Source organism: Shewanella sp. 433, from assembly GCF_059338565.1.
The window spans coordinates 2,839,570-2,860,279 of sequence record NZ_CM181703.1 but is presented as its reverse complement, the minus strand read 5'-3'; the positions used below and the strand labels follow the sequence as shown (position 1 = coordinate 2,860,279).

Sequence of the window (20,710 nt, the reverse complement as noted above, 5' to 3'; positions counted from 1 at the left end):
TCGATAAAAGCCGCTTTTTAGCGGCTTTTTTTTGTTTATAATGGCAGCACTATTTTAATAACGACAAAGCAGAAACCAGCATGCTACCTAAGTTATCTCATCAACAAACGCTAGAGCCCGTATATTGCGATTTTCTCGATGCGTTAGCCGAAAGCGGTTTTACTGGCGATATTGATAAGCGTTACAGCGCGCGACTCGCTCAGGCTACAGATAACTCTGTCTACCAATTTTTGCCCCAAGCGGTGCTCTATCCACGCAATCAAACCGACGTGCGTATCGCATTAAAGTTGGCCACTAAGCCTACTTTTACCAAGGTGGTGTTCAGTGCCCGTGGCGGCGGAACAGGTACCAATGGACAGTCATTAACCCATGGTTTAATTCTAGACTTATCGCGATATATGAACCGAGTGCTCGAAGTGAATGCCGAGCAAGGCTGGGTGAGAGTTGAGGCGGGTGTGGTAAAAGATGCGCTAAATGATGCGCTGCGTCCCCATGGTTATTTTTTCAGCCCCGATCTTTCAACCTCAAATCGCGCTACTTTGGGCGGTATGATCAATACCGATGCATCAGGTGCTGGCTCGCTGGTTTATGGTAAAACCTCTGATCATGTATTGGCGCTTTCAAGCGTGCTATATGATGGTAGCGTGTTGGACACGGGCCCATTGACTTACGCTCAACTGCAGGCACTTGAGCAAGAGGGATCCCCTGATTTAGGCCAAGTGCTGCAACGTGATATTGCTAAGATGACCCGCGATCATCGTGCTGAAGTGGAGGCGCGTTTTCCCAAGCTTAATCGTTTTTTAACCGGTTATGATTTAAAAAATGTCTGGAATGACGCCCTAGATGAGTTCAACTTATCGCGCATCTTGACCGGCTCAGAAGGGACGCTGGCTGTGGTAACCGAAGCTAAATTGGATATCACGCCGCTACCGACTACCCGCATGATGGTCAATATTAAATATGATTCGTTTCAATCGGCGTTGCGTCATGCTCCCGACTTAGTCAAAGCCAATGCCACTGTGGTTGAAACGGTCGACTCAAAAGTACTTAATTTAGCTAAGCAAGACATTATCTGGCATTCGGTCTCATCATTAATTGACGATATTCCAGGTAAGATTATCGACGGTTTAAATATGGTGGAATTTGCTGGCGAAACCGATGAGGTCGAGCATAAAGTGAACTTGCTATGTGAGATGCTTGACACTCAGATAGCTCAGCAAAAAGATGGCTTGCTAGGTTATCAAGTGACGGCAGACAAAGGGTCCATCAACACCATTTATGCCATGCGCAAGAAAGCGGTGGGTTTGCTTGGGGCCACCAAAGGCAGTCGCAAGCCTATTGCCTTTGCCGAAGATACTGCGGTGCCACCAGAAAAACTCGCCGATTACATTATGGAGTTTAGGGCGCTACTTGATAGCCACCAACTACAATATGGTATGTTTGGTCATGTAGATGCTGGAGTGCTGCATGTGCGTCCAGCGCTCGATATGTGCGATCCCAATGACGAGCGTTTACTGAAAACCGTGTCTGATGACGTTGCCGCGCTTACCCTTAAGTATGGCGGCTTGATGTGGGGCGAACATGGTAAAGGGGTGCGCGGTGAATATGGCCCAGCGGTATTTGGCGAGACCTTGTTTGATCTGTTAGAGGAGGTGAAGGGCTTATTCGATCCACTTAATAAGCTCAATCCCGGTAAGCTGGTGGCGCCTAAAAACAGTGGGCCGCTGCGATACAATGTCGACAGTACCAAACGTGGCACGTTCGACAGGCAAATTCCGGTGACTACCCGGGAAGCTTTTCCCGATGTAATGAACTGTAACGGTAATGGCTTGTGCTTTAATTACAGTGTCTATTCACCTATGTGCCCCTCGTTTAAAGTGACTGGCGATCGCGTACAATCGCCTAAAGGTCGCGCAGGGCTGATGCGTGAGTGGCTACGTTTGTTAGAAGTTGAGGGCGTCGATGTCGAAGCCTTAGCAAAGGCCAAGCCGTTAGGGTGGCTGCAGCGCACCCAAAACACCATAAAGATAGATAGAGAATATGATTATTCTCATGAGGTGATGGAGTCATTAAAAGGCTGTTTAGCCTGTAAAGCCTGCTCCTCGCAGTGCCCGGTTAAAGTCGATGTGCCCAAGTTTCGAGCACAATTTTTCAATATCTATTATCAGCGTTACCTGCGCCCTGCTAAGGATTATTTAGTCGCTGGGATAGAAGACTCACTGCCGCTAATGGCCATGATGCCAAGAGTCACCAACGCCGTATCACAAAACCCGGTTAGCCAATGGGTGATTAAAAAGTCCCTTGGCTATGTCGATGCGCCGGCGTTATCGGTCCCCACTCTGAAGCAAAAATTAGAGAATCACAGCTGCCGAGGTTACGATCTTGAGGCGCTACAGCAGATCCCTCAAGATGAGCGCAACCGCTATGTGCTGGTGGTACAAGACCCTTTTAACAGCTTTTACGAAGCCGATACCGTTTATCACTTAGTGAAACTTATCGAAAAGCTTGGATTTAAGCCGATATTATTACCCTTTAAACCTAATGGTAAGCCAATCCATATTAAGGGCTTTTTGGATAAGTTTGCTAAAACGGCGCAATCGAGTGCAGATTTCTTAAATGACATTTTTGCACTGGGGATGCCGATGATTGGTGTCGATCCGGCGATGGTGCTCTGTTATCGGGATGAATATAAAGAGGTACTCGGTGATAATCGCGGCGATTTCAATGTGCAACTGGTCAATGAGTGGTTACTGGATATTGTCCAGACGCTTCCTCAGTTGGAGCCCACCGACAAGGTGTTCATCTGGTTTAGTCACTGCACCGAATCGACAGCTAAACCCAATACCGCCAATGAATGGCTGGCGATTTTTAAACACTTTGGCGCCACACTCAATACCGTTAATTTAGGCTGTTGTGGCATGGCAGGGACTTATGGCCATGAAAGCGAGAATTACTCACGCTCTAAAGCCTTATTTGATATGTCTTGGGACGGCGCCATTAAACAGTTACTGCCAGAGCAGGTGCTGGTCTCTGGTTATTCGTGTCGCAGCCAAGTGAAGCGATTTGGCGGCTTTAAACCTAAACATCCGCTGCAGGCTTTATTAACCTTGCTTAGTCATGAGTGATATTAATGCAGCGGATAGCCAATTACACCAGCTGACTCAGGGGGTGAGCTTGTGCGATGACAAACCGCTGTTTTTTATCAATGCCCAAGGTAAATGGTTTTATCAACAAGGCTTATTACCAGATAAGTTTAGCCGTTTATTTAGCAGCATCTTGCAGCGGCTTGATGGTGATTACTTTTTAATAACGCCAGTGGAAAAAGTGCGTGTCGAGGTTGAGGCTTATCCACTACTGATTGTTGATTATCAAGAGGTTGAAGCGGGTCAACTGCAGATCACCACCTCTATAGATACTCAGTTTATGCTCGACAGTTGCCATTGTTTTGAGATCCAAGAGCAAGATATCTTCGTATTACTCCCTAAAGGACTATCGGCAAAACTGGGACGGGCTTGCTATTACCGCTTTGTTGAACAGTATTTACTTGATGATACCGAACTAGACTAATGGAACGGCATTATTAAGTTAGCTAAGTGGTTATTTGATAACGTGAATGGTTTTACTTACTTATTTAGTTGTACCTAAAGCTAGTTTCTTTAAAGCCAGATGGTAATATTAATATAAGGCTATTGAGGCAGGAGGTGCTGATTGAAACATTATGAGAGTTTGGGATACTTGATATCTCACCTTAATATCAGTCTGCAAAAGGCGTTTGATGAGCGTCTCAAGCGCTATGATCTAGAGATTAAACTCTGGCCAGTGCTGTTTGCCTTATGGCAAGAAGAGGGGATTACTCAGACTGAATTGTCAAAACGTTGCGATGTGGCTAATTACACTATGACTCGACTGCTCGATCAACTGCAGGTACAAGGTTTAATCACCCGTCATCAAGAAGCCGACAATCGACGTGCATTCCAAATATTTCTTACCGACAGTGCTAAAGCATTAGAGCAAGATTTGACCCGTGAAGCTGAATGGATAAATGAGCGTTTTTTAGCTTGTCTAAGCGAGGCAGAGTCAACGCAATTTATTTATTTATTGAATAAAATTAACCATCTGCCATAAGAGTGCACTTAAAATCGAACACCTCTTTTTTACGTCTATTTACCCATCAAGTGATCGAGGATAATGGTTATGCGTACCAAATTCCCGCTTATTGTCCTGTTGGTTGTTGTTATGTCTGGATGCTCTGTTAGCACCAACAGTAATACGTCAGTACTTCAGCCAATGCAAGATGCACAACCGCAGGCATCAGATACCTCTATGCCCACAGCCTACGCAGAGTCATTCTCTTTGGCTAATGGCTATAGCTTGGTGGTCGCCGAAGGTGCGTTAGAGCCTCGCTCTATCGGCAGCGTAAATGTCGCCTTGTATCGCAATCTTGAAGTAGGAGATTTCGTTACTTCGGTTTCATTTACTCGAGATGGTATTGTGCTTAATTCACTCTTGATTGAAAATGGGATTCAGAAGCAAAAACTGTCGGTGACCATGGTCACTGTTGGCAGTGGTGATTACCAAACTCGTCAATATGTGTGCGTCAATGGTGAGCAATTATCATTGTGCTAAATGATTCAACACCCCCGAATCAATATTAAATCGAAATAGTGTGTTTCATACAAGTAGTAACCCTCCTACACAACAAAGAGCAGTTAAAAAGACTACGCTGTGAAGCAGTTGCCGACTTTGCAACAAGTTCTGCTTTCCTTGCTTGATACTGGTGATGAGTCGGTTTTTTTTGTAGATACGGCAGATCATCTGTTCGCTATTTGGGTCAATAAAAAGTTGAAATTTACAGGGGTTGCCATCGTGTAGTTTTATTTGGTGTTCGCTTTTTGGGCCAAAATTAAGCTTGCGAGACACACGCTTACCGTTCACAAATACCTGCTCTAGGCCACACCAATCGCTGGCCTGTAACTCCACAACATCTTGAGTAAAGTCGTATTTGAAACTGATCATAGTGCTCTCCCGACACTAATAATGAGCTATTAATTCAAGCAGAGGACTATGACATTTTCCAGTACGCTTATGTGAATATTCGGTGGATAAAGCTTATCTCGTTGCTGGTAAAGATAAATCTTGTGCAAGGTATTTGGGATAAGCGGATCATGATCGTAAAGGGCTCTCAATGTCAAAATCTATCGAAGCTCAATTACAGTTATTAAGGTGGGATGACATAAACGATAAAAAGCCACCGATATCGCCGGTGGCTTAATGATAATGCTTATTATGCTATTGCTAATATTAACAATATATTAGCTAATGTTATTACCATTGATAATCGCGCGTGCTAGTTCGTCAGCCACGTCTGCGGTGGTGCGATTTTGCGCATCAGATAACTCAAAGACCTTAAGTAGGGTGTTGTAAATCTCTTCTACTTTAGCGGTCGATTGTACCTGATCGTAATTTTTCTCAAACGATACGTTGATGATGCCACCGGCATTAATGACATAATCAGGTGCATAGAGAATGCCTAACTCTTTCAACTTCTCACCATGACGAGTTTCTGCAAGTTGATTATTGGCACAACCGGCAACGATGCTGGCTTTTAACAACGGGATAGTAGTGTCGTTAATGGTTGCGCCAAGGGCGCATGGGGCATAAACATCAACATCTTGGTGATAGATATCTTGTGGAGCCACAACCGTTGCACCAAACTCAGTGGCCACTTTATCCAATGATGACTGATGAATGTCGGTAACGATAAGTTCAGCGCCTTCTTGATGCAGATGACGACATAGGTAATAGCCAACGTGTCCAACGCCTTGTACCGCAATTTTAAGCCCTTTAAGACTGTCGATACCACGCTGATGCTTAACCGCAGCTTTAATGCCTAAATAGGTGCCTAACGCCGTGTGGGGCGATGGATCGCCACTTTGGCCTTCTAAACCAGCCACAAAAGGCGTTTCTTGATGGGCAATCATAATATCGGCTGTCGATACACCGACATCTTCAGCCGAGTAGTATTTGCCGCCTAAGCTGTGAACACAACGACCAAAGGCTCTGAAAAGGGCTTCACGATTTTCCATTTTTGGATCGGCGATGATAACCGCTTTACCGCCACCCATGGCTAATCCTGCCAATGCATTTTTATAAGTCATACCGCGTGATAGACGCAAAACGTCAGTTAGGGCTTCATCGTCTGACTCATAATTCCACATTCTACAGCCACCGACAGCAGGGCCTAGATTAGTGTTATGAATTGCAATAATGGCGCGTAAGCCACTTTCTTTGTCATGACAAAATACGACCTGTTCATGATCGTCAAATGAGATATGATTGAATACTGCCACTTTAGGTGTTCTCCACTTGGGAATTAAAACGCCGAGCTGCAAAAATAGGCGACTTCGACGGCTTGTTATATTTATTGCAGAACGATAACATTTAGCGATACTCTCAACAAAGCAAAGATGTGTAATTATCGTGATATAGGTGGCAATTTAGCTTTCCACTTTACGTTAACGTAAGCTTGGTGGTTATTTTTTGCATCAAAATGACGATAATGACTGACAACATTTTTGGTTATCGCTTATGGCTATAGGTTTTAGCCCGTAGGTGTAGATAGTCGATGCGCGGATAATGACGCCATAATTATAACAACAATAGGAAGCAGTATGACGGAACAAGCAGTCGATCAAACTCAACCTTTGAGTGACCAAGAGCGAGAAGCGCTTACCCAGCAATGGATCAGGGAACACTTTCAAAAAGCCAACCGTTTTTTAGCCGAAAAAGGGGTGATACCCAGTAAAGTGATTGCCGCAGAAAGTCGCTATTTAGCGCCTTATTTAGCGGTGTGGAAGATGGAATCTAAGCAACCTAAGCCACAAACTTTTTGGGTGATGTCAGGCGATTTACCGTCAGATTATGTGGATGTGAAAGTGGCGGCATCTGCGCGTGATGCGATTCGGCATTTTTCAATGATATGGCAGTTAAAAGCGGAAAACTTGAAAAATTCCGGTGCGACAAACGATCCAACTCAAGCTAAGTTTGCTCAGCTATTGATCTCCCGTGCTGAGAGTCTGTATCAGATCCATAATGATGAAAAGTTATGGCAAGGTGCGTAGCGTTTTAAACGCCAAGCGATAAAAAGCCGTTTACCTTAATAAAGGGAAACGGCTTTTTTGTACCGAGCATATCGGGCCTTATTTGTGCCGACTAGGCGAGATAAGCGTAACCCTGATCCAGTAACCAGATAAAATAATCGGCTACAGCAGTTTGCTTACATAAGGCTAATGCGGTGTCACTATCAAAGCTAAACTGGTTGGCTAGGGCATCAAGGGTGCTAAGTTCGATGTTATCGAATCGATAGATCTCACCATTAATGAATAACCTTGCCTGGCTATCATCTTCTACACGGATCACTTTTAGCCCACCGATGCGCTGGATCTCAGCGCCATCTTGTAAGGCTTCGATCAGCTCATCATTAGTATGCTGGCCATCGGGATCACATATATCCAGCTCAAAGCGATTTTGGCTCAGCAGTTGTCCTAACACTTGCTGATAATGTTCTGGCTGGGTTAAGAGTTCGGTTAACAGTGCCAGCATTTGAGTTTGTTGTGCTGCGGGCAATAATCCTGGGCTGTTAGGCTCTTGGTTCGAGGTAAAGCGTTTATTACCACTATTGGTGTCGATAAGGTGATCGGCAATACCACTGATTAACTCTTGCTGGCTCGGGGCACGAAAACCGATAGAGTAACTCAGTGCGGTTTCAAGCGTTTCTCCCCGATGCGGAAAACCAGGTGGAATATAGAGCATATCTCCCGCTTCAAGAACCACATCAATCATGGGCTCAAAATCATCGATAAGTGCCGTATGAGTATCGCCACCTCTAGGGGAATAAGTGCCTTGCGGGCCCACTTTCCAGCGGCGCTTGCCTTCACCCTGCAATAAGAACACATCATAATTATCAATATGTGGACCAACGCCACCACCTGGGGTAGCAAATGACACCATTAAGTCATCAAAGCGCCAGTCTGGAATGAATCGAAATGCCTCAACTAACGGCTGAGCGTCTGGATACCAGTGGTTAACTGCCTGTACCAACAACTGCCAGTTATCTTCGCCAAAGGGGGCGTAATCTTCGATAGGGCCTTGGATGATTTCCCAATTATCGGGTTTAGTTAAAATAATGCGAGAGGCAATCTCCTCTTCACAGGCCAGTCCAGCCAGCTCATCAGCCGAAATAGGATCGTTAAAATCTTTAAAGGCAGCTTTAATCACTAATGGTTGTTTCTGCCAGTAGTGGTTGAGAAAATCTTGCAGGTTAAAATTGAGAGTATACATGGCGTGATAACCTTAGTTAGAAGGGGGAGTCAGTCAAAAAAGCCTATTCAATAACAGTGCATTATAGCGACTATTTGGCATCGAAAGGGCTTAAAACAATAAAGGCGGTAAGCATTAGCCTACCGCCTTTATAAACGCTAATGTTAGTCGCTTACTTTAGTTCGTCGACAAAGGCTTCGGCGCGGCCAATGTAGTTAGCTGGCGTCATTTTTTTCAGCTCAACTTTAACGTCTGCTGGTAGCTCGAGATTATCGATAAATTGTGCAAGTTGCTCGCCATCGATACGTTTACCACGGGTTAGCTCTTTGAGCTTTTCGTATGGCTTTTCGATACCGTAGCGACGCATCACGGTTTGTACCGGCTCTGCTAGTACTTCCCAGTTTTGATTAAGCTCGTCACGCAGGTGCGTTTCGTTAACTTCAAGCTTGCTGATCCCTTTTAAGGTTGCTTGGTAAGCAATCAGCGCATGCGCCATGCCGACACCTAGGTTACGTAGAACCGTAGAGTCCGTCAGATCACGTTGCCATCTTGATACCGGTAGCTTTGCTGCTAAGTGCTGCATAATTGCATTAGCAATACCTAAGTTACCCTCTGAGTTTTCAAAGTCGATAGGGTTAACTTTATGCGGCATGGTTGATGAACCAATTTCGCCAGCAATAGTTTTTTGCTTAAAGTGACCTAAGGCAATATAACCCCAAATGTCGCGGTCAAAGTCAATCAGTACCGTGTTGAAACGCGCAACAGCATCGAACAGTTCAGCGATATAATCGTGTGGCTCAATCTGGGTGGTGTATGGGTTCCAGTTAAGACCAAGGCTGGTCACAAAGCGCTGTGACAGTGTGTGCCAATCCACTTCGGGGTAAGCCGATAGGTGGGCGTTATAGTTACCCACAGCGCCATTGATTTTACCCATGATCTCAACGGCTTGAATTTGTTTAAGTTGGCGTTCAAGACGTACGGCAACGTTAGCCATCTCTTTCCCCAGAGTCGAAGGTGACGCAGGTTGACCGTGGGTACGTGACATCAATGGGACTGAGCGATATTCAGCTGCTAGCTTTTTGATGCTATCAACGATTTGCTGACAGTAAGGTACAAGCACCTGCTCGCGAGCATCGGTTAACATTAAACCATGAGACAGATTGTTAATATCTTCAGAGGTACAGGCAAAGTGTACAAACTCATCGATAGCGACTAATTCGGCGTTATCGGCGATTTTCTCTTTGATAAAGTACTCAACCGCTTTGACGTCATGGTTGGTGGTGGCTTCAATGGCCTTGACACGCAGGGCGTCCTCTTCACTGAAGTTATCTTTGATTTGATCGAGCAGTGCTAATGCCGCTTCGCTAAAAGGTGGAACTTCTTCAATTTCTGGACAGCTAGAAAGCAGCTTTAGCCAGTTTATTTCGACTTGAACACGGTATTTGGTCAGGCCGTACTCGCTGAAAATCCCTCGTAATGAGGCGGTTTTACTACCATAACGACCGTCTACCGGAGAGATAGCAGTTAGTGCGGAAAGTTCCATTAGAAGCTCCTTTAATGAACTTAGCTTATTATTTATAGGGTGAGGCTTTTCTTTGCTGTATCAACTATTGCTTTACGTGAGAAGACAAGGTGTCTGCGCTTGCCTCCCAGTTGGCGCCATAATACTGCGCTGCGAATGGCGGCGAGCAGTAGGGCGCGAATTTTTTGCTGAACCAGTGGCTGTTTCAGAAACTCGGGATTGCCGGAGATCTGAATTTTTGGCCCCAAATCACTGATAATATCGCTATAAATACCGGCAAAGTTACCAATCACTTGATCGTCTGTTATCGAAAAGTGGTGTAGCTGGCGGTGCACCTGATTGATGCGCTCAGCCAGCATGCCCATGGCATTCGATGAGCGTGCCAGTTTGCGCTCAAGGGCCAAAATGCCGATTAAATAACGGGTGATCTCGACATCTTTTTGCTTGTCATCACCCAGTTGATTGAGGATCAACTGATAGCCTTGGTTGAGAGCCACTTTATCGGCATAGACCTCACTAGTACTGTCAGGATTGGTGACCAAAATACTATTAAGGCTGGCCGCGATGGCGTCATTGTCTGCTTGACCATGGCGAGCCACTCGCTGAACTAGCGAAATGGCTTGCAAAATGCCGGCAAAAGCCATGGTCCGATCGAAAATAGGCTCACTCACGTTTTACTCTCTTATTAACGAATCTATGATACCGCCGCCGAGGCAGACTTCACCGTCATAAAATACGGCCGACTGACCTGGGGTAACTGCAGCAACGGGTTCATCAAAAATCACTTTAATGCGATCTTCACCTTCATAGGTGAGGGTGCAAGCGACGTCGTGCTGACGATAGCGGGTTTTGACGGTGATCTTGGCACCATCTTGTGGGCCTTTTCTATCAACCCAATGCAGCTGATCGGCATAGAAGCCAACCGACATCAATCTTGGGTGTTGACCGCCTTGACCGACAATTAACACATTACGCTCGAGATCTTTATCAACCACATACCAAGGGTCGTCGCCACTGTTTTTCATGCCGCCAATGCCCAAGCCTTTACGCTGGCCTAAGGTGTGGTACATCAAGCCTTGGTGCTCGCCAATCACTTCACCTTCAGCGGTCTCGATTTTACCGGGCTGTGCCGGTAGGAAGGTTTGCAAGAAGTCGGTAAATTTGCGCTCGCCAATAAAGCAGATGCCAGTGCTGTCTTTTTTATCATGGGTGATAAGCCCCATCTCTTTAGCGATGTCGCGTACTTCACTTTTTTGCAGCTCACCGACTGGGAACAGCGAGCGAGCAATTTGCTCATGGCTTAAGGTGTAGAGGAAGTAGCTTTGATCTTTATTGCTGTCGACACCACGTAGCATTTGGCTTTGGCCAGAGGCATCGCTGCGGCGCACATAGTGCCCCATGGCGATATAGTCGGCGTCTAAAATTTCATCGGCGAATTCTAAAAACGCTTTGAATTTAATCTCTTTATTGCACATGATATCTGGGTTTGGAGTACGGCCAGCTTTATATTCGGCTAAAAAATACTCAAAAACATTGTCCCAATATTCGGCTGCAAAGTTAACGGTATGCAGGGTGATACCCAGCTTATCGCATACAGCTTGTGCATCTTTTAGGTCATCGGCGGCGGCGCAATACTCGTCGGTATCGTCCTCTTCCCAGTTTTTCATAAACAGGCCTTCAACTTGATAGCCCTGTTTAAGCAGCAAATAAGCTGAAACAGATGAATCAACACCACCAGACATGCCGACGATGACTTTTTTTGCGTTTGGATTGGGTTCGATTAGTGCCATAGATCCTAAAAACCGTTTAAAAATTGTGTTGCTACGGCGCCACAGTTAATGCAGCTCTGCTGCCGAGTGTCGTTGCGCTCAACTGCATCTTGATAAATAACAGATCAGGAGCCACCAACGCACGCTTAACGCCGTATATGCGGGGGCATATTCTATCACGCATTATGCGTGGTAGCTAACTAGAGAAACTGACAATTAACCACGTCAGTCGAAAATTGTTTTCCCTGTAGCTGATCTTCAATACATTGGAGCACTAATGGGCTGCGCAGCTGGTGATTAAGGGCTTGGATCTCTGCGAGGCTCAGCCATAAGGCGCGGTTGATGGCGCTATCTTGTGGATGCGGCGTACGTTGGCTATCGAGTTGGCAGAAATAGGTAAAACGCAGGAAGGCGAGTTCAGGATTTGCCTGCAATTGATAAACCCCAATTAAAGATTGCGGGGTAATATTGAGCCCGGTTTCCTCTTGTACCTCTCGTTGGCAAGCTTCGAGCAGGCTTTCATGAGCTTCAAGGTGGCCAGCCGGTTGGTTGTATCGCAGCTGGCCATCGATAGACTCTTCGACCATCAAATACTTATCCTTGCACTTTATGATGCAGGCAACGGTGACATTAGGTTTATAGCGATGCATTGCAGTCCTTTAGTGGCTATCAACAGACTTAGGTTTAGGTTTGTGGCAGTATTTTATATTCACCGTTAGCAATCCCATCTAGGCTCCATTGGCCTATTTTATAACGAATTAATCTGAGTGTCGGGAAGCCTACATGGGCAGTCATGCGCCTGACTTGCCGATTACGCCCCTCGCAGATCTCAATACTGAGCCAAGTCGTCGGGATGTTTTGCCGCTCTCTAATGGGGGGATGCCGAGGCCAGACATCTGGCGCAGTCATAACTTCAACCTTAGCGGGTAGGGTAAAGCCATCTTTTAATTCCACCCCTTGACGCAGTGCTTGTAATGCCTCAGCGGTAGGGGCACCTTCTACTTGCACCCAATAGGTTTTGTAAGTTTGCTTTTTAGGCTCGGTGATGCTCGCCTGCAGTTTGCCGTCATTAGTCAGTAACAATAGCCCTTCACTGTCTCTATCTAATCGACCTGCGGCGTAGACCTCTTTTATGGGAATAAAATCTTTGAGGGTTTGGCGGCCTTGCTCATCTGTAAACTGGCACAATACGTCGAAAGGCTTATTAAACAGCACGATAACTGGGTTTTCTGCCCGCGGCTTACTGGGCTTTTTGGCTCTTTTAAATTGAGAGATAGCCGCTGATTTATCCGCTGCCATCTTGGTTTTTGATGGCGCTGATTGGCCGCGACGTGAATAAGGTTTGGCTTTTACTGGCTTTGATGAACTCACAAGGAAAACTTCTGGCGTAGTGTATTCGATTCGTGACATTGTACTGTGCATTCGCCATTAGTGGAATTTGAATATTGCGGTGAATGATTTATGATGTCGGCCATTAAAATGTGATCGATAGCAAAACGTAGGTGGTTTTTGAGAGATAGGCTCTAGTGATGTTGCATTGATTTGGCTTGCCTTGAAAGCCCATGCTCCATAGGGGTTTAAGTGGTTAAGTAGATTGACTCCTCCACCTAGATTATCTGCGCATTCTTGATGAGTTTGATGCTCGTCATATGATAAAAAGATAGAAAATAGTAATAGAACAGTTACTTGATTCATTAATGCTTTATTTTACCCAAACGTAGGACATAACATGAACGACAATCCAACGATTATCTATACCGAGACCGATGAAGCCCCGGCGTTAGCCACCTTATCTCTACTACCTATTATTAAAAACTTTACCGCTGCGGCGGGTGTCGGTGTTGAAACCCGTGATATTTCATTATCTGGCCGTATCATTGCTAACTTCTCTGATTATTTGACGCCTGAGCAACAGATAGCCGATGCGTTAGCCGAGCTGGGTGAATTAGCCACTAAGCCTGAAGCCAATATCATTAAATTGCCTAACATCAGTGCCTCGATCCCGCAGTTAAAAGCCTGTATCAAAGAGCTACAAGATAAAGGCTACGCTTTACCTAATTACCCTGATGAACCTAAAAACGACACCGAAGTCGACATCAAAACCCGCTACGACAAAATTAAGGGCAGTGCCGTAAACCCTGTGCTACGTGAAGGCAACTCAGATCGCCGCGCACCCACATCGGTCAAAAATTATGCCAAGAAAAATCCTCATTCAATGGGCGCATGGAGCCGTGACTCTAAGTCACACGTTGCCCATATGGAGGGGGGCGATTTTTATGGTACAGAGCAGTCGGTGACCCTTGAAGCTGCTACTTCTGTGGATATCGTGTTTGAAGGTGCCGATGGCTCGCACAAGGTTCTTAAGTCAGGTTTAGCCTTGCAGGCTGGTGAAGTGGTTGATGCGTCAACCATGAACAAGAAAGCATTGGTCACTTATCTTGAACGTGAAATTGAGGCGGCAAAAGAAGAAGACGTACTTCTATCATTGCACCTCAAAGCCACCATGATGAAAGTGTCTGATCCAATTTTATTCGGTCATGCAGTCAAGGTTTACTACAAAGAGCTGTTTGCTAAATACGGTGAGCTGTTTGAAGAGATTGGGGTTGATGTGAATAACGGTTTTGGTGATGTGTATGCCAAAATCGCGACACTCCCAGCTGAAAAACAAGCTGAAATAGAGGCAGATATCGCCGCAATTTATGCCCAGCGTCCAGCATTGGCTATGGTTGATTCTGATCGTGGTATTACTAACTTACATGTGCCAAGTGATGTGATTATCGATGCATCTATGCCTGCTGCTATTCGTTCATCTGGTCAAATGTGGGGCCCCGATGGCAAGCTTAAAGATACCAAGGCGCTGATCCCAGATCGTTGTTACGCTGGCGTGTATCAAGAGACCATTCAATTTTGTAAAGAACATGGCGCATTCGATCCTACCACTATGGGCAGTGTCCCGAATGTTGGCTTGATGGCTCAAAAAGCTGAAGAGTATGGTAGCCACGATAAAACTTTCGAAATCCAAGCCGATGGTGTGGTTAAGGTGATTGATACCGACGGTCATGTATTACTGGCGCATACAGTTGAAGCCGGTGATGTGTGGAGAATGTGTCAGGTTAAAGATGCGCCTATTCGCGATTGGGTGAAACTGGCTGTTAACCGTGCCCGTTTATCAGCGACTCCTGCGGTATTTTGGTTGGACGCTGAGCGTGCCCATGATGCGCAGCTTATTGCTAAGGTGAACAAATATCTTGCTGAACATGATACCGATGGGCTTGATATCCACATTATGTCGCCTATTGAAGCGACCCGTTTTTCACTCAAACGTATTAAAGCTGGCCTAGATACCATCTCGGTGACGGGTAACGTACTGCGTGATTACCTCACCGATCTGTTCCCCATTTTAGAACTTGGCACCAGCGCTAAGATGTTATCTATCGTACCGCTTATGAGCGGCGGTGGACTGTTTGAGACGGGCGCGGGCGGTAGTGCGCCTAAGCATGTGCAACAGGTCGAAAAAGAGGGTCATCTGCGCTGGGACTCATTAGGCGAGTTTTTGGCATTAGCAGCATCATTAGAGCACCTAAGCCAGAACTACAATAACCCTAAGGCGCAAGTGTTAGCCGATGCACTCGATATTGCTATCGGTCAATTCTTAGATGAAAATCGCTCGCCTTCACGCCGTGTTGGTGAGTTAGATAACCGTGGCAGCCATTTCTATCTTGCGCTGTATTGGGCTAAGGCGTTAGCAACTCAAGATAACGATGCTGAAATTAAGGCTTACTTTACTCCATTGGCTCAAGCATTAAGCGACAACGAAGCTAAAATTGTTGCCGAGTTAAATGCGGCTCAAGGCGCGCCAGTGGATTTAGGCGGCTATTACCGCTTAGATGCTGCCAAGGCTGAAGCCGCCATGCGCCCAAGTGCGACTTTAAATAGTTTATTAAGCTAAGACGGTCACAGTGGTGATCGAAGGGAAGCCTGTAGGCTTCCCTTTTTGTCGCCCAAATTGGCCAATAAAAAAGGCAGGATATTCCTGCCTTTTTTGTTTTTATCAACCGCTTATTTAGTCGGTGATATCGCCGATGCGTGCATCCCTTTTGGCCCTTGTTCTACCTCGAATTGGACTGGTTGGCCTGCTTTTAGAGTTCGATAGCCTTCCATTTCGATGGTAGAATAGTGTGCGAAAACGTCTTCACCACCAGCTTCAGGGCAGATAAACCCGAATCCTTTGGCGTTGTTGAACCATTTAACAGTTCCGTTTGCCATACTTCCACTTCCTTCTGTTGTTTACTGACCAGTTAGATAGTAAAACTAATGATGCGGGGAGAATTCACCGCTCAATGAACAGAATGTAACCAGTAAAAGCGGATGTCAAGGTTAAATTAACAATAAAGTAACAATTTGGCAAAAACTGCGAACGACTGGGTTATTGGTCGGATGACTGTTATGGTGATTGAAAGTAAAATATCAACATTTGGTAGAAGCCAAAACTAGAGGCTAATATTTAAAGATGGGTAAAGCAGGAAATATCGAACACATTGAAGAGCGTGTCGAAGCAGAGATTGCACCGCCTTCAATGTATAAAGTGATTTTAAATAATGATGATTACACCCCAATGGATTTTGTGATTGAGGTATTACAGCTCTTTTTTAAAAAGAACGAACAAGAAGCCACAGATATCATGTTAGCGATACATCACCAAGGTAAGGGAATATGTGGCATTTTTCCGTTTGGTATTGCAGAAACTAAGGTTGCACAAGTAAATCAGTTTGCAAGACAAAACCAACATCCGTTACTGTGTTCATTAGAGAAAGCCTGAATCTCGAAGTGTGTGATTAATTTAGGGGGTGCTTATGCTAAATAAAGATCTTGAGGTGACACTGAACCTGGCTTTTCAACAAGCCAGAGACGCACGTCACGAATATATGACCGTAGAGCATCTGCTACTGGCTTTAATCGATAATCCGGCTGCACAAGAGGCTTTACTGGCCTGTGGCGCCAACCTCGATAAACTCAGAGAAGAAGTGTCTAGCTTCATCGAACAAACCACGCCGGTCATCTCCGATCCTGCTGATGAGCGAGAAACTCAACCTACGCTTGGTTTTCAGCGCGTACTGCAGCGTGCGGTGTTTCATGTGCAATCATCTGGTCGCAATGAAGTTACTGGTGCCAATGTGCTGGTGGCCATCTTTAGTGAGCAAGAGTCACAAGCCGTTTATCTGCTGCGCAACAGCGAAGTTACCCGCTTAGATGTGGTTAATTACATCTCTCATGGGGTCGGTAGAGATGATATGGACAGCGCACAAGAGCCTGAGCAGGCAGCAGAACATGCAGAAGCAGAAGAGCGCAGTAAGTTAGCGCAATTTACCACCAATCTTAACGAAGAAGCTCGCAAAGGTAATATCGATCCCCTGATTGGGCGTACCGAAGAGATAGAGCGCTCGATTCAGATTCTATGTCGTCGCCGTAAAAATAACCCGTTATTGGTTGGCGAGGCGGGCGTTGGTAAAACGGCGATTGCTGAAGGGTTAGCTTACCGTATCGTCAATGAGCAGGTGCCAGAGGTGATGGCGAATGCGACGGTGTACTCGCTCGATTTAGGCGCGCTGCTGGCGGGCACAAAATATCGTGGTGATTTCGAAAAGCGATTCAAAGGATTGCTAAAAGAGCTGACGCAAGATGAACATGCGATTTTGTTTATCGATGAAATTCATACCATCATAGGTGCCGGCGCCGCGTCAGGCGGCGTGATGGATGCCTCTAACTTACTTAAACCTCTGCTCTCGAGCGGTAACTTACGTTGTATGGGATCAACCACGTTTCAAGAATATCAGAGTATTTTTGAGAAAGATCGCGCGCTGGCTAGACGTTTCCAAAAAGTGGATATTAATGAGCCTTCAGTGGCAGAAACCACTAAGATTTTGCAAGGGCTTAAGTCTAAATATGAAGAGCATCATGGGGTGCGCTATACTTTAGCGGCGCTGAGTGTGGCGGCGCGTTTGTCTGATAAGCACATTAACGACAGACACCTACCCGATAAAGCCATTGATGTGATCGATGAAGCGGGCGCCAGAATGGCGATGTTGCCTGCCAGCAAACGTAAAAAAACCATAGGTCAAAGTGAGATTGAGGCGATCATCGCTAAAATTGCACGTATCCCTGAGAAGTCCGTATCGGCCACAGACAAGGATATGCTCAAGAACCTTGAACGCAACCTGAAGATGGTGGTGTTTGGTCAAGACAAGGCCATTGAAGCCCTGAGTGCTGCTATCCGCCTGTCTCGAAGTGGTCTTAGTGGCGAAGGTAAACCTGTTGGTAGCTTCTTGTTTGCTGGCCCGACCGGGGTGGGTAAAACCGAGGTGACCAGTCAACTTGCGGCATGTTTAGGGCTTAACCTAGTGCGCTTTGATATGTCGGAATATATGGAAAGCCATACTGTATCGCGCCTCATCGGTGCGCCTCCAGGATACGTGGGCTATGATCAAGGCGGCTTGTTAACTGATGCTGTGATTAAAAACCCTCACTGCGTAGTTTTGCTTGATGAGATAGAAAAAGCGCATCCCGATGTCTATAACTTGCTGTTACAGGTGATGGATCACGGCACCCTAACCGATAACAATGGCCGCAAAGCCGATTTTAGGCATGTGACCTTGGTGATGACCACCAACGCCGGTGTGCAGGAGACGGTGCGTAAGTCCATCGGCTTTAAACAGCAAGATCATAGCCAAGATGCACTGTCAGAAATCAACCGTGTGTTCTCGCCTGAGTTTAGAAACCGCTTAGATGAGATCATCTGGTTTAATCACTTAGATATGACAGTTATCGCCAAAGTGGTCGATAAGTTCTTGGTTGAACTGCAAGCTCAGTTAGATGATAAAGCCGTCACACTGGAAGTAAGCGATGAAGCCAGGACCTTACTCGCCGAAAAAGGTTATGATAAATCGATGGGGGCACGCCCAATGGCACGTGTCGTTACAGAACTTATCAAGCGACCACTTGCCGATGAAATATTATTCGGCCAGCTAGAGAAGGGCGGTACTGCTCGGGTAGATGTCGATGGTGATAAGTTGACTATTGAGGTGGAACGACTGGAAAAAGTGACCCACTAAAATGGATTTATCACCCATTAAAAAAGGCTGCAATTGCAGCCTTTTTGCTATCTATCGTTCGGTAAAATATGCATAGATAATGCAGAGTCCACTGACTTTAGTTGTGTAAAAACTACAATATGAAACTAAATCTAGTAAACCAAAAAACCGGCTTTGCCGGCTTTTAATAACTCGTTAGCTAACTTTAGCGTGAACGGAAGACGATGCGCCCTTTGCTCAAATCATAAGGGGTCAGCTGAACTGTGACCTTGTCACCCGTAAGAATACGAATGTAGTTTTTACGCATTTTGCCTGAGATATGGGCCGTTACTACGTGACCATTCTCTAGCTCTACTCGAAACATTGTATTTGGCAAGGTTTCAAGAATAGTGCCCTGCATTTCAATGTTGTCTTCTTTCGCCATTAATCAGTTATCCTGTTAGCCTTCAAATATTAAAAACGGGCGTATCATGCCGCAAAATCGCTCTGCTGTAAAGAGGTGCTTCGTTATCCTAGTAAATAACAAAGGGCCACTATTTTATGGTTCCTTATGGCAAGTCTCACTTTGTTGCCAACCGCTTGGGGTCAATATTTCGTAGGGTCGGTAAGCTTTTTTATAATTCATCTTACGTGATTCATCTATTTGATAACCTAAATAGACAAACTCTTTATTCATTAACTTCGCCAGGCGGCATTGAATTAAGATCATTAGGGCCCCCATTGAACGTTTATCTTCATCGGGGGAGAAAAAACTGTAAATTGCCGATAGGCTGTTGGGCAGGGCATCGGTGACCGCAACGCCGATCAGCTTGCGTTCATGGCGCAGCTCAATCAATAATGGCTGATGCCAAGCGCAATGAATAAAGTGATGATATTGCTCCCTCGAAGGCGGGTACATGGGGCCGTCGCTGTGGCGCTGCGCTATGTAATCGTGATATAGCTGGTAGTGTTCGTCAGTGGTAGTGGTGACGATTGACCAACTGAGATCGCGGTTATTTTTAAGGGTGCGTTTTTGCCGTCTCGATAGGGAAAACAATTTAACTGGAACGCGAATTGGCATGCAGGCTGAGCAATGTGGGCAGTGGGGTTTATACAAAGTATCGCCACTGCGGCGAAATCCCAGTCCAAGCAGTTGCTCAAATAGGTCGATATTAAAGCGATCTTCTTGCAGCACCATTAATTGCTCTTGCCGCTCAGGTAAATAACTGCAGGCAAATGTATTGGTCAGCCCCACTTGAATCGTATCGGATTTAGAGGTCAAGGTGCACCTGTCTCGGTTGCCAAGTAAGTGGGTCGACTTCGGCATCCCGAAAGCGTGTTAATAAGTTGATAAAATCACTGCGTTTGAGAGCTTTAGCACCAAGTGACATCAAGTGAGGGTTGACAACTTGGGCGTCGATGAGCTTAAACTGGTGGGCTAAAAGGTGTTGATGTAACATCATCATACCCGCCTTGGAAGCATTGCTTTGCAGATGAAACATCGACTCGCCACAAAAGACTTGGCCGATAGCCAAGCCATACAAGCCGCCGATCAAGCTGCCCTGATCCCAGACCTCAATTGAATGAGCTTTACCTTGAGTATGTAAGCGAGTATAGGCCTGCTCTATGTCTGCAGTGATCCAGGTGCCTTCGTTTTCCATTCGGGTTTGAGCGCAATAATGGATCACTTGCTTAAACGCGAGGTTGACGCTGAACTGCCAGTCACGCTTTTTGATATCACGAATTAAGCGTCGGCTGACTTTCATGCTGCCGGGGACAAATACTGCGCGAGGATCGGGTGACCACCATAAAATAGGATCATTTTCGTTAAACCAAGGAAAAATCCCCTCATAATAGGCATTGAGTAATCGCTGCGGCTGCAGGTCGCCCCCAATGGCCAATAGTCCATTGGGGTCAGTCAATGCGTGCTCTGGCGAGGGGAACTTGACGAGTTCATGATTTAAATAGGACAGTGAGTTCACAATTGAGTAAAATTAAGTAAGCGTCTCTCTATAAGTTAGCGGAAAAACAGT

20 protein-coding genes are annotated in these 20,710 nt (G+C 45.8%); 8 read left to right on the top strand and 12 right to left on the bottom strand.

What is annotated here, in order from left to right; genetic code table 11:
- Positions 1-80: 80 nt before the first annotated feature.
- From ydiJ to AC5YB1_RS12560, 4 genes are all read left to right on the top strand, one after another.
- Positions 81-3,125, top strand: coding sequence for a D-2-hydroxyglutarate dehydrogenase YdiJ (gene ydiJ, locus AC5YB1_RS12575; protein WP_494519465.1), 3,045 nt, complete (start codon positions 81-83; stop codon positions 3,123-3,125).
- A complete protein-coding gene (locus AC5YB1_RS12570; RefSeq protein ID WP_494519464.1) occupies positions 3,118-3,567 on the top strand; it encodes a DUF1285 domain-containing protein in 450 nt (149 codons plus the stop codon). The genes ydiJ and AC5YB1_RS12570 overlap by 8 nt, the downstream gene beginning before the upstream one ends.
- Before the next feature lie 141 nt (positions 3,568-3,708).
- A complete protein-coding gene (locus tag AC5YB1_RS12565) occupies positions 3,709-4,125 on the top strand; it encodes a MarR family winged helix-turn-helix transcriptional regulator (protein ID WP_494519463.1) in 417 nt (138 codons plus the stop codon).
- A gap of 69 nt (positions 4,126-4,194) precedes the next feature.
- Positions 4,195-4,626: a PliI family lysozyme inhibitor of I-type lysozyme gene (locus AC5YB1_RS12560; RefSeq protein ID WP_494519462.1), complete on the top strand. Its 432-nt coding sequence runs from the start codon at positions 4,195-4,197 to the stop codon at positions 4,624-4,626.
- 45 nt (positions 4,627-4,671) lie between these two features.
- On the opposite strand, the gene AC5YB1_RS12555 is transcribed toward AC5YB1_RS12560, so the two are convergent.
- Both AC5YB1_RS12555 and AC5YB1_RS12550 read right to left on the bottom strand, forming a co-directional pair.
- Complete coding sequence (locus AC5YB1_RS12555) at positions 4,672-5,016, bottom strand: hypothetical protein (RefSeq protein ID WP_494519461.1); 345 nt, start codon at positions 5,014-5,016, stop codon at positions 4,672-4,674.
- A gap of 296 nt (positions 5,017-5,312) precedes the next feature.
- Positions 5,313-6,350: a Glu/Leu/Phe/Val dehydrogenase dimerization domain-containing protein gene (locus AC5YB1_RS12550; RefSeq protein WP_494519460.1), complete on the bottom strand. Its 1,038-nt coding sequence runs from the start codon at positions 6,348-6,350 to the stop codon at positions 5,313-5,315.
- 321 nt (positions 6,351-6,671) lie between these two features.
- Here AC5YB1_RS12550 and AC5YB1_RS12545 point away from each other — a divergent pair, with 321 nt between their 5' ends.
- Complete coding sequence (locus tag AC5YB1_RS12545) at positions 6,672-7,121, top strand: DUF4826 family protein (RefSeq protein ID WP_494519459.1); 450 nt, start codon at positions 6,672-6,674, stop codon at positions 7,119-7,121.
- A 91-nt stretch (positions 7,122-7,212) separates the two neighbouring features.
- On the opposite strand, the gene AC5YB1_RS12540 is transcribed toward AC5YB1_RS12545, so the two are convergent.
- The 6 genes from AC5YB1_RS12540 to AC5YB1_RS12515 all read right to left on the bottom strand — a co-directional run bounded on the left by AC5YB1_RS12540 (position 7,213) and on the right by AC5YB1_RS12515 (position 12,909).
- On the bottom strand, positions 7,213-8,340 hold the full coding sequence (locus tag AC5YB1_RS12540) for a ribosomal protein uL16 3-hydroxylase (protein ID WP_494519458.1): 1,128 nt from the start codon (positions 8,338-8,340) through the stop codon (positions 7,213-7,215).
- A gap of 151 nt (positions 8,341-8,491) precedes the next feature.
- Positions 8,492-9,862 carry an adenylosuccinate lyase gene (purB, locus tag AC5YB1_RS12535; protein WP_494519457.1) on the bottom strand — a complete coding sequence of 457 codons (1,371 nt, stop codon included), beginning with the start codon at positions 9,860-9,862 and terminating at the stop codon, positions 8,492-8,494.
- Between the two features lie 32 nt (positions 9,863-9,894).
- Positions 9,895-10,512: a high frequency lysogenization protein HflD gene (gene hflD / locus AC5YB1_RS12530; protein WP_119978965.1), complete on the bottom strand. Its 618-nt coding sequence runs from the start codon at positions 10,510-10,512 to the stop codon at positions 9,895-9,897.
- A gap of 3 nt (positions 10,513-10,515) precedes the next feature.
- The gene (gene mnmA, locus AC5YB1_RS12525; RefSeq protein WP_494519456.1) at positions 10,516-11,631 is read right to left on the bottom strand and encodes a tRNA 2-thiouridine(34) synthase MnmA; all 1,116 of its coding nucleotides are present in this window, start codon (positions 11,629-11,631) and stop codon (positions 10,516-10,518) included.
- A gap of 179 nt (positions 11,632-11,810) precedes the next feature.
- Positions 11,811-12,260, bottom strand: coding sequence for an NUDIX hydrolase (locus AC5YB1_RS12520; protein WP_494519455.1), 450 nt, complete (start codon positions 12,258-12,260; stop codon positions 11,811-11,813).
- Between the two features lie 34 nt (positions 12,261-12,294).
- Entirely contained in the window at positions 12,295-12,909 is a 615-nt protein-coding gene (locus tag AC5YB1_RS12515) for an rRNA large subunit pseudouridine synthase E (protein WP_494521637.1), read from the bottom strand.
- A gap of 430 nt (positions 12,910-13,339) precedes the next feature.
- Here AC5YB1_RS12515 and AC5YB1_RS12510 point away from each other — a divergent pair, with 430 nt between their 5' ends.
- Positions 13,340-15,559 (top strand): NADP-dependent isocitrate dehydrogenase, encoded by a 2,220-nt coding sequence (locus AC5YB1_RS12510; RefSeq protein ID WP_494519454.1) that lies wholly within the window; start codon positions 13,340-13,342, stop codon positions 15,557-15,559.
- Positions 15,560-15,669: 110 nt separating this feature from the next.
- Here AC5YB1_RS12510 and cspD read toward each other — a convergent pair whose 3' ends face one another.
- Entirely contained in the window at positions 15,670-15,876 is a 207-nt protein-coding gene (gene cspD / locus AC5YB1_RS12505; RefSeq protein WP_028764803.1) for a cold shock domain-containing protein CspD, read from the bottom strand.
- Positions 15,877-16,120: 244 nt separating this feature from the next.
- Between cspD and clpS the strand changes: the two genes are divergently transcribed.
- Both clpS and clpA read left to right on the top strand, forming a co-directional pair.
- Complete coding sequence (gene clpS / locus AC5YB1_RS12500; RefSeq protein WP_494519453.1) at positions 16,121-16,429, top strand: ATP-dependent Clp protease adapter ClpS; 309 nt, start codon at positions 16,121-16,123, stop codon at positions 16,427-16,429.
- 34 nt (positions 16,430-16,463) lie between these two features.
- Positions 16,464-18,719: an ATP-dependent Clp protease ATP-binding subunit ClpA gene (clpA, locus tag AC5YB1_RS12495; protein WP_494519452.1), complete on the top strand. Its 2,256-nt coding sequence runs from the start codon at positions 16,464-16,466 to the stop codon at positions 18,717-18,719.
- A gap of 184 nt (positions 18,720-18,903) precedes the next feature.
- Here clpA and infA read toward each other — a convergent pair whose 3' ends face one another.
- The 3 genes from infA to aat form a co-directional block, all read right to left on the bottom strand.
- Positions 18,904-19,122: a translation initiation factor IF-1 gene (infA, locus tag AC5YB1_RS12490; protein WP_005500725.1), complete on the bottom strand. Its 219-nt coding sequence runs from the start codon at positions 19,120-19,122 to the stop codon at positions 18,904-18,906.
- Positions 19,123-19,236: 114 nt separating this feature from the next.
- Positions 19,237-19,959 carry an arginyltransferase gene (locus tag AC5YB1_RS12485; protein WP_494519451.1) on the bottom strand — a complete coding sequence of 241 codons (723 nt, stop codon included), beginning with the start codon at positions 19,957-19,959 and terminating at the stop codon, positions 19,237-19,239.
- The gene (aat, locus tag AC5YB1_RS12480; protein WP_494519450.1) at positions 19,949-20,659 is read right to left on the bottom strand and encodes a leucyl/phenylalanyl-tRNA--protein transferase; all 711 of its coding nucleotides are present in this window, start codon (positions 20,657-20,659) and stop codon (positions 19,949-19,951) included. The genes AC5YB1_RS12485 and aat overlap by 11 nt, the downstream gene beginning before the upstream one ends.
- Between the last annotated feature and the right edge of the window lie 51 nt (positions 20,660-20,710).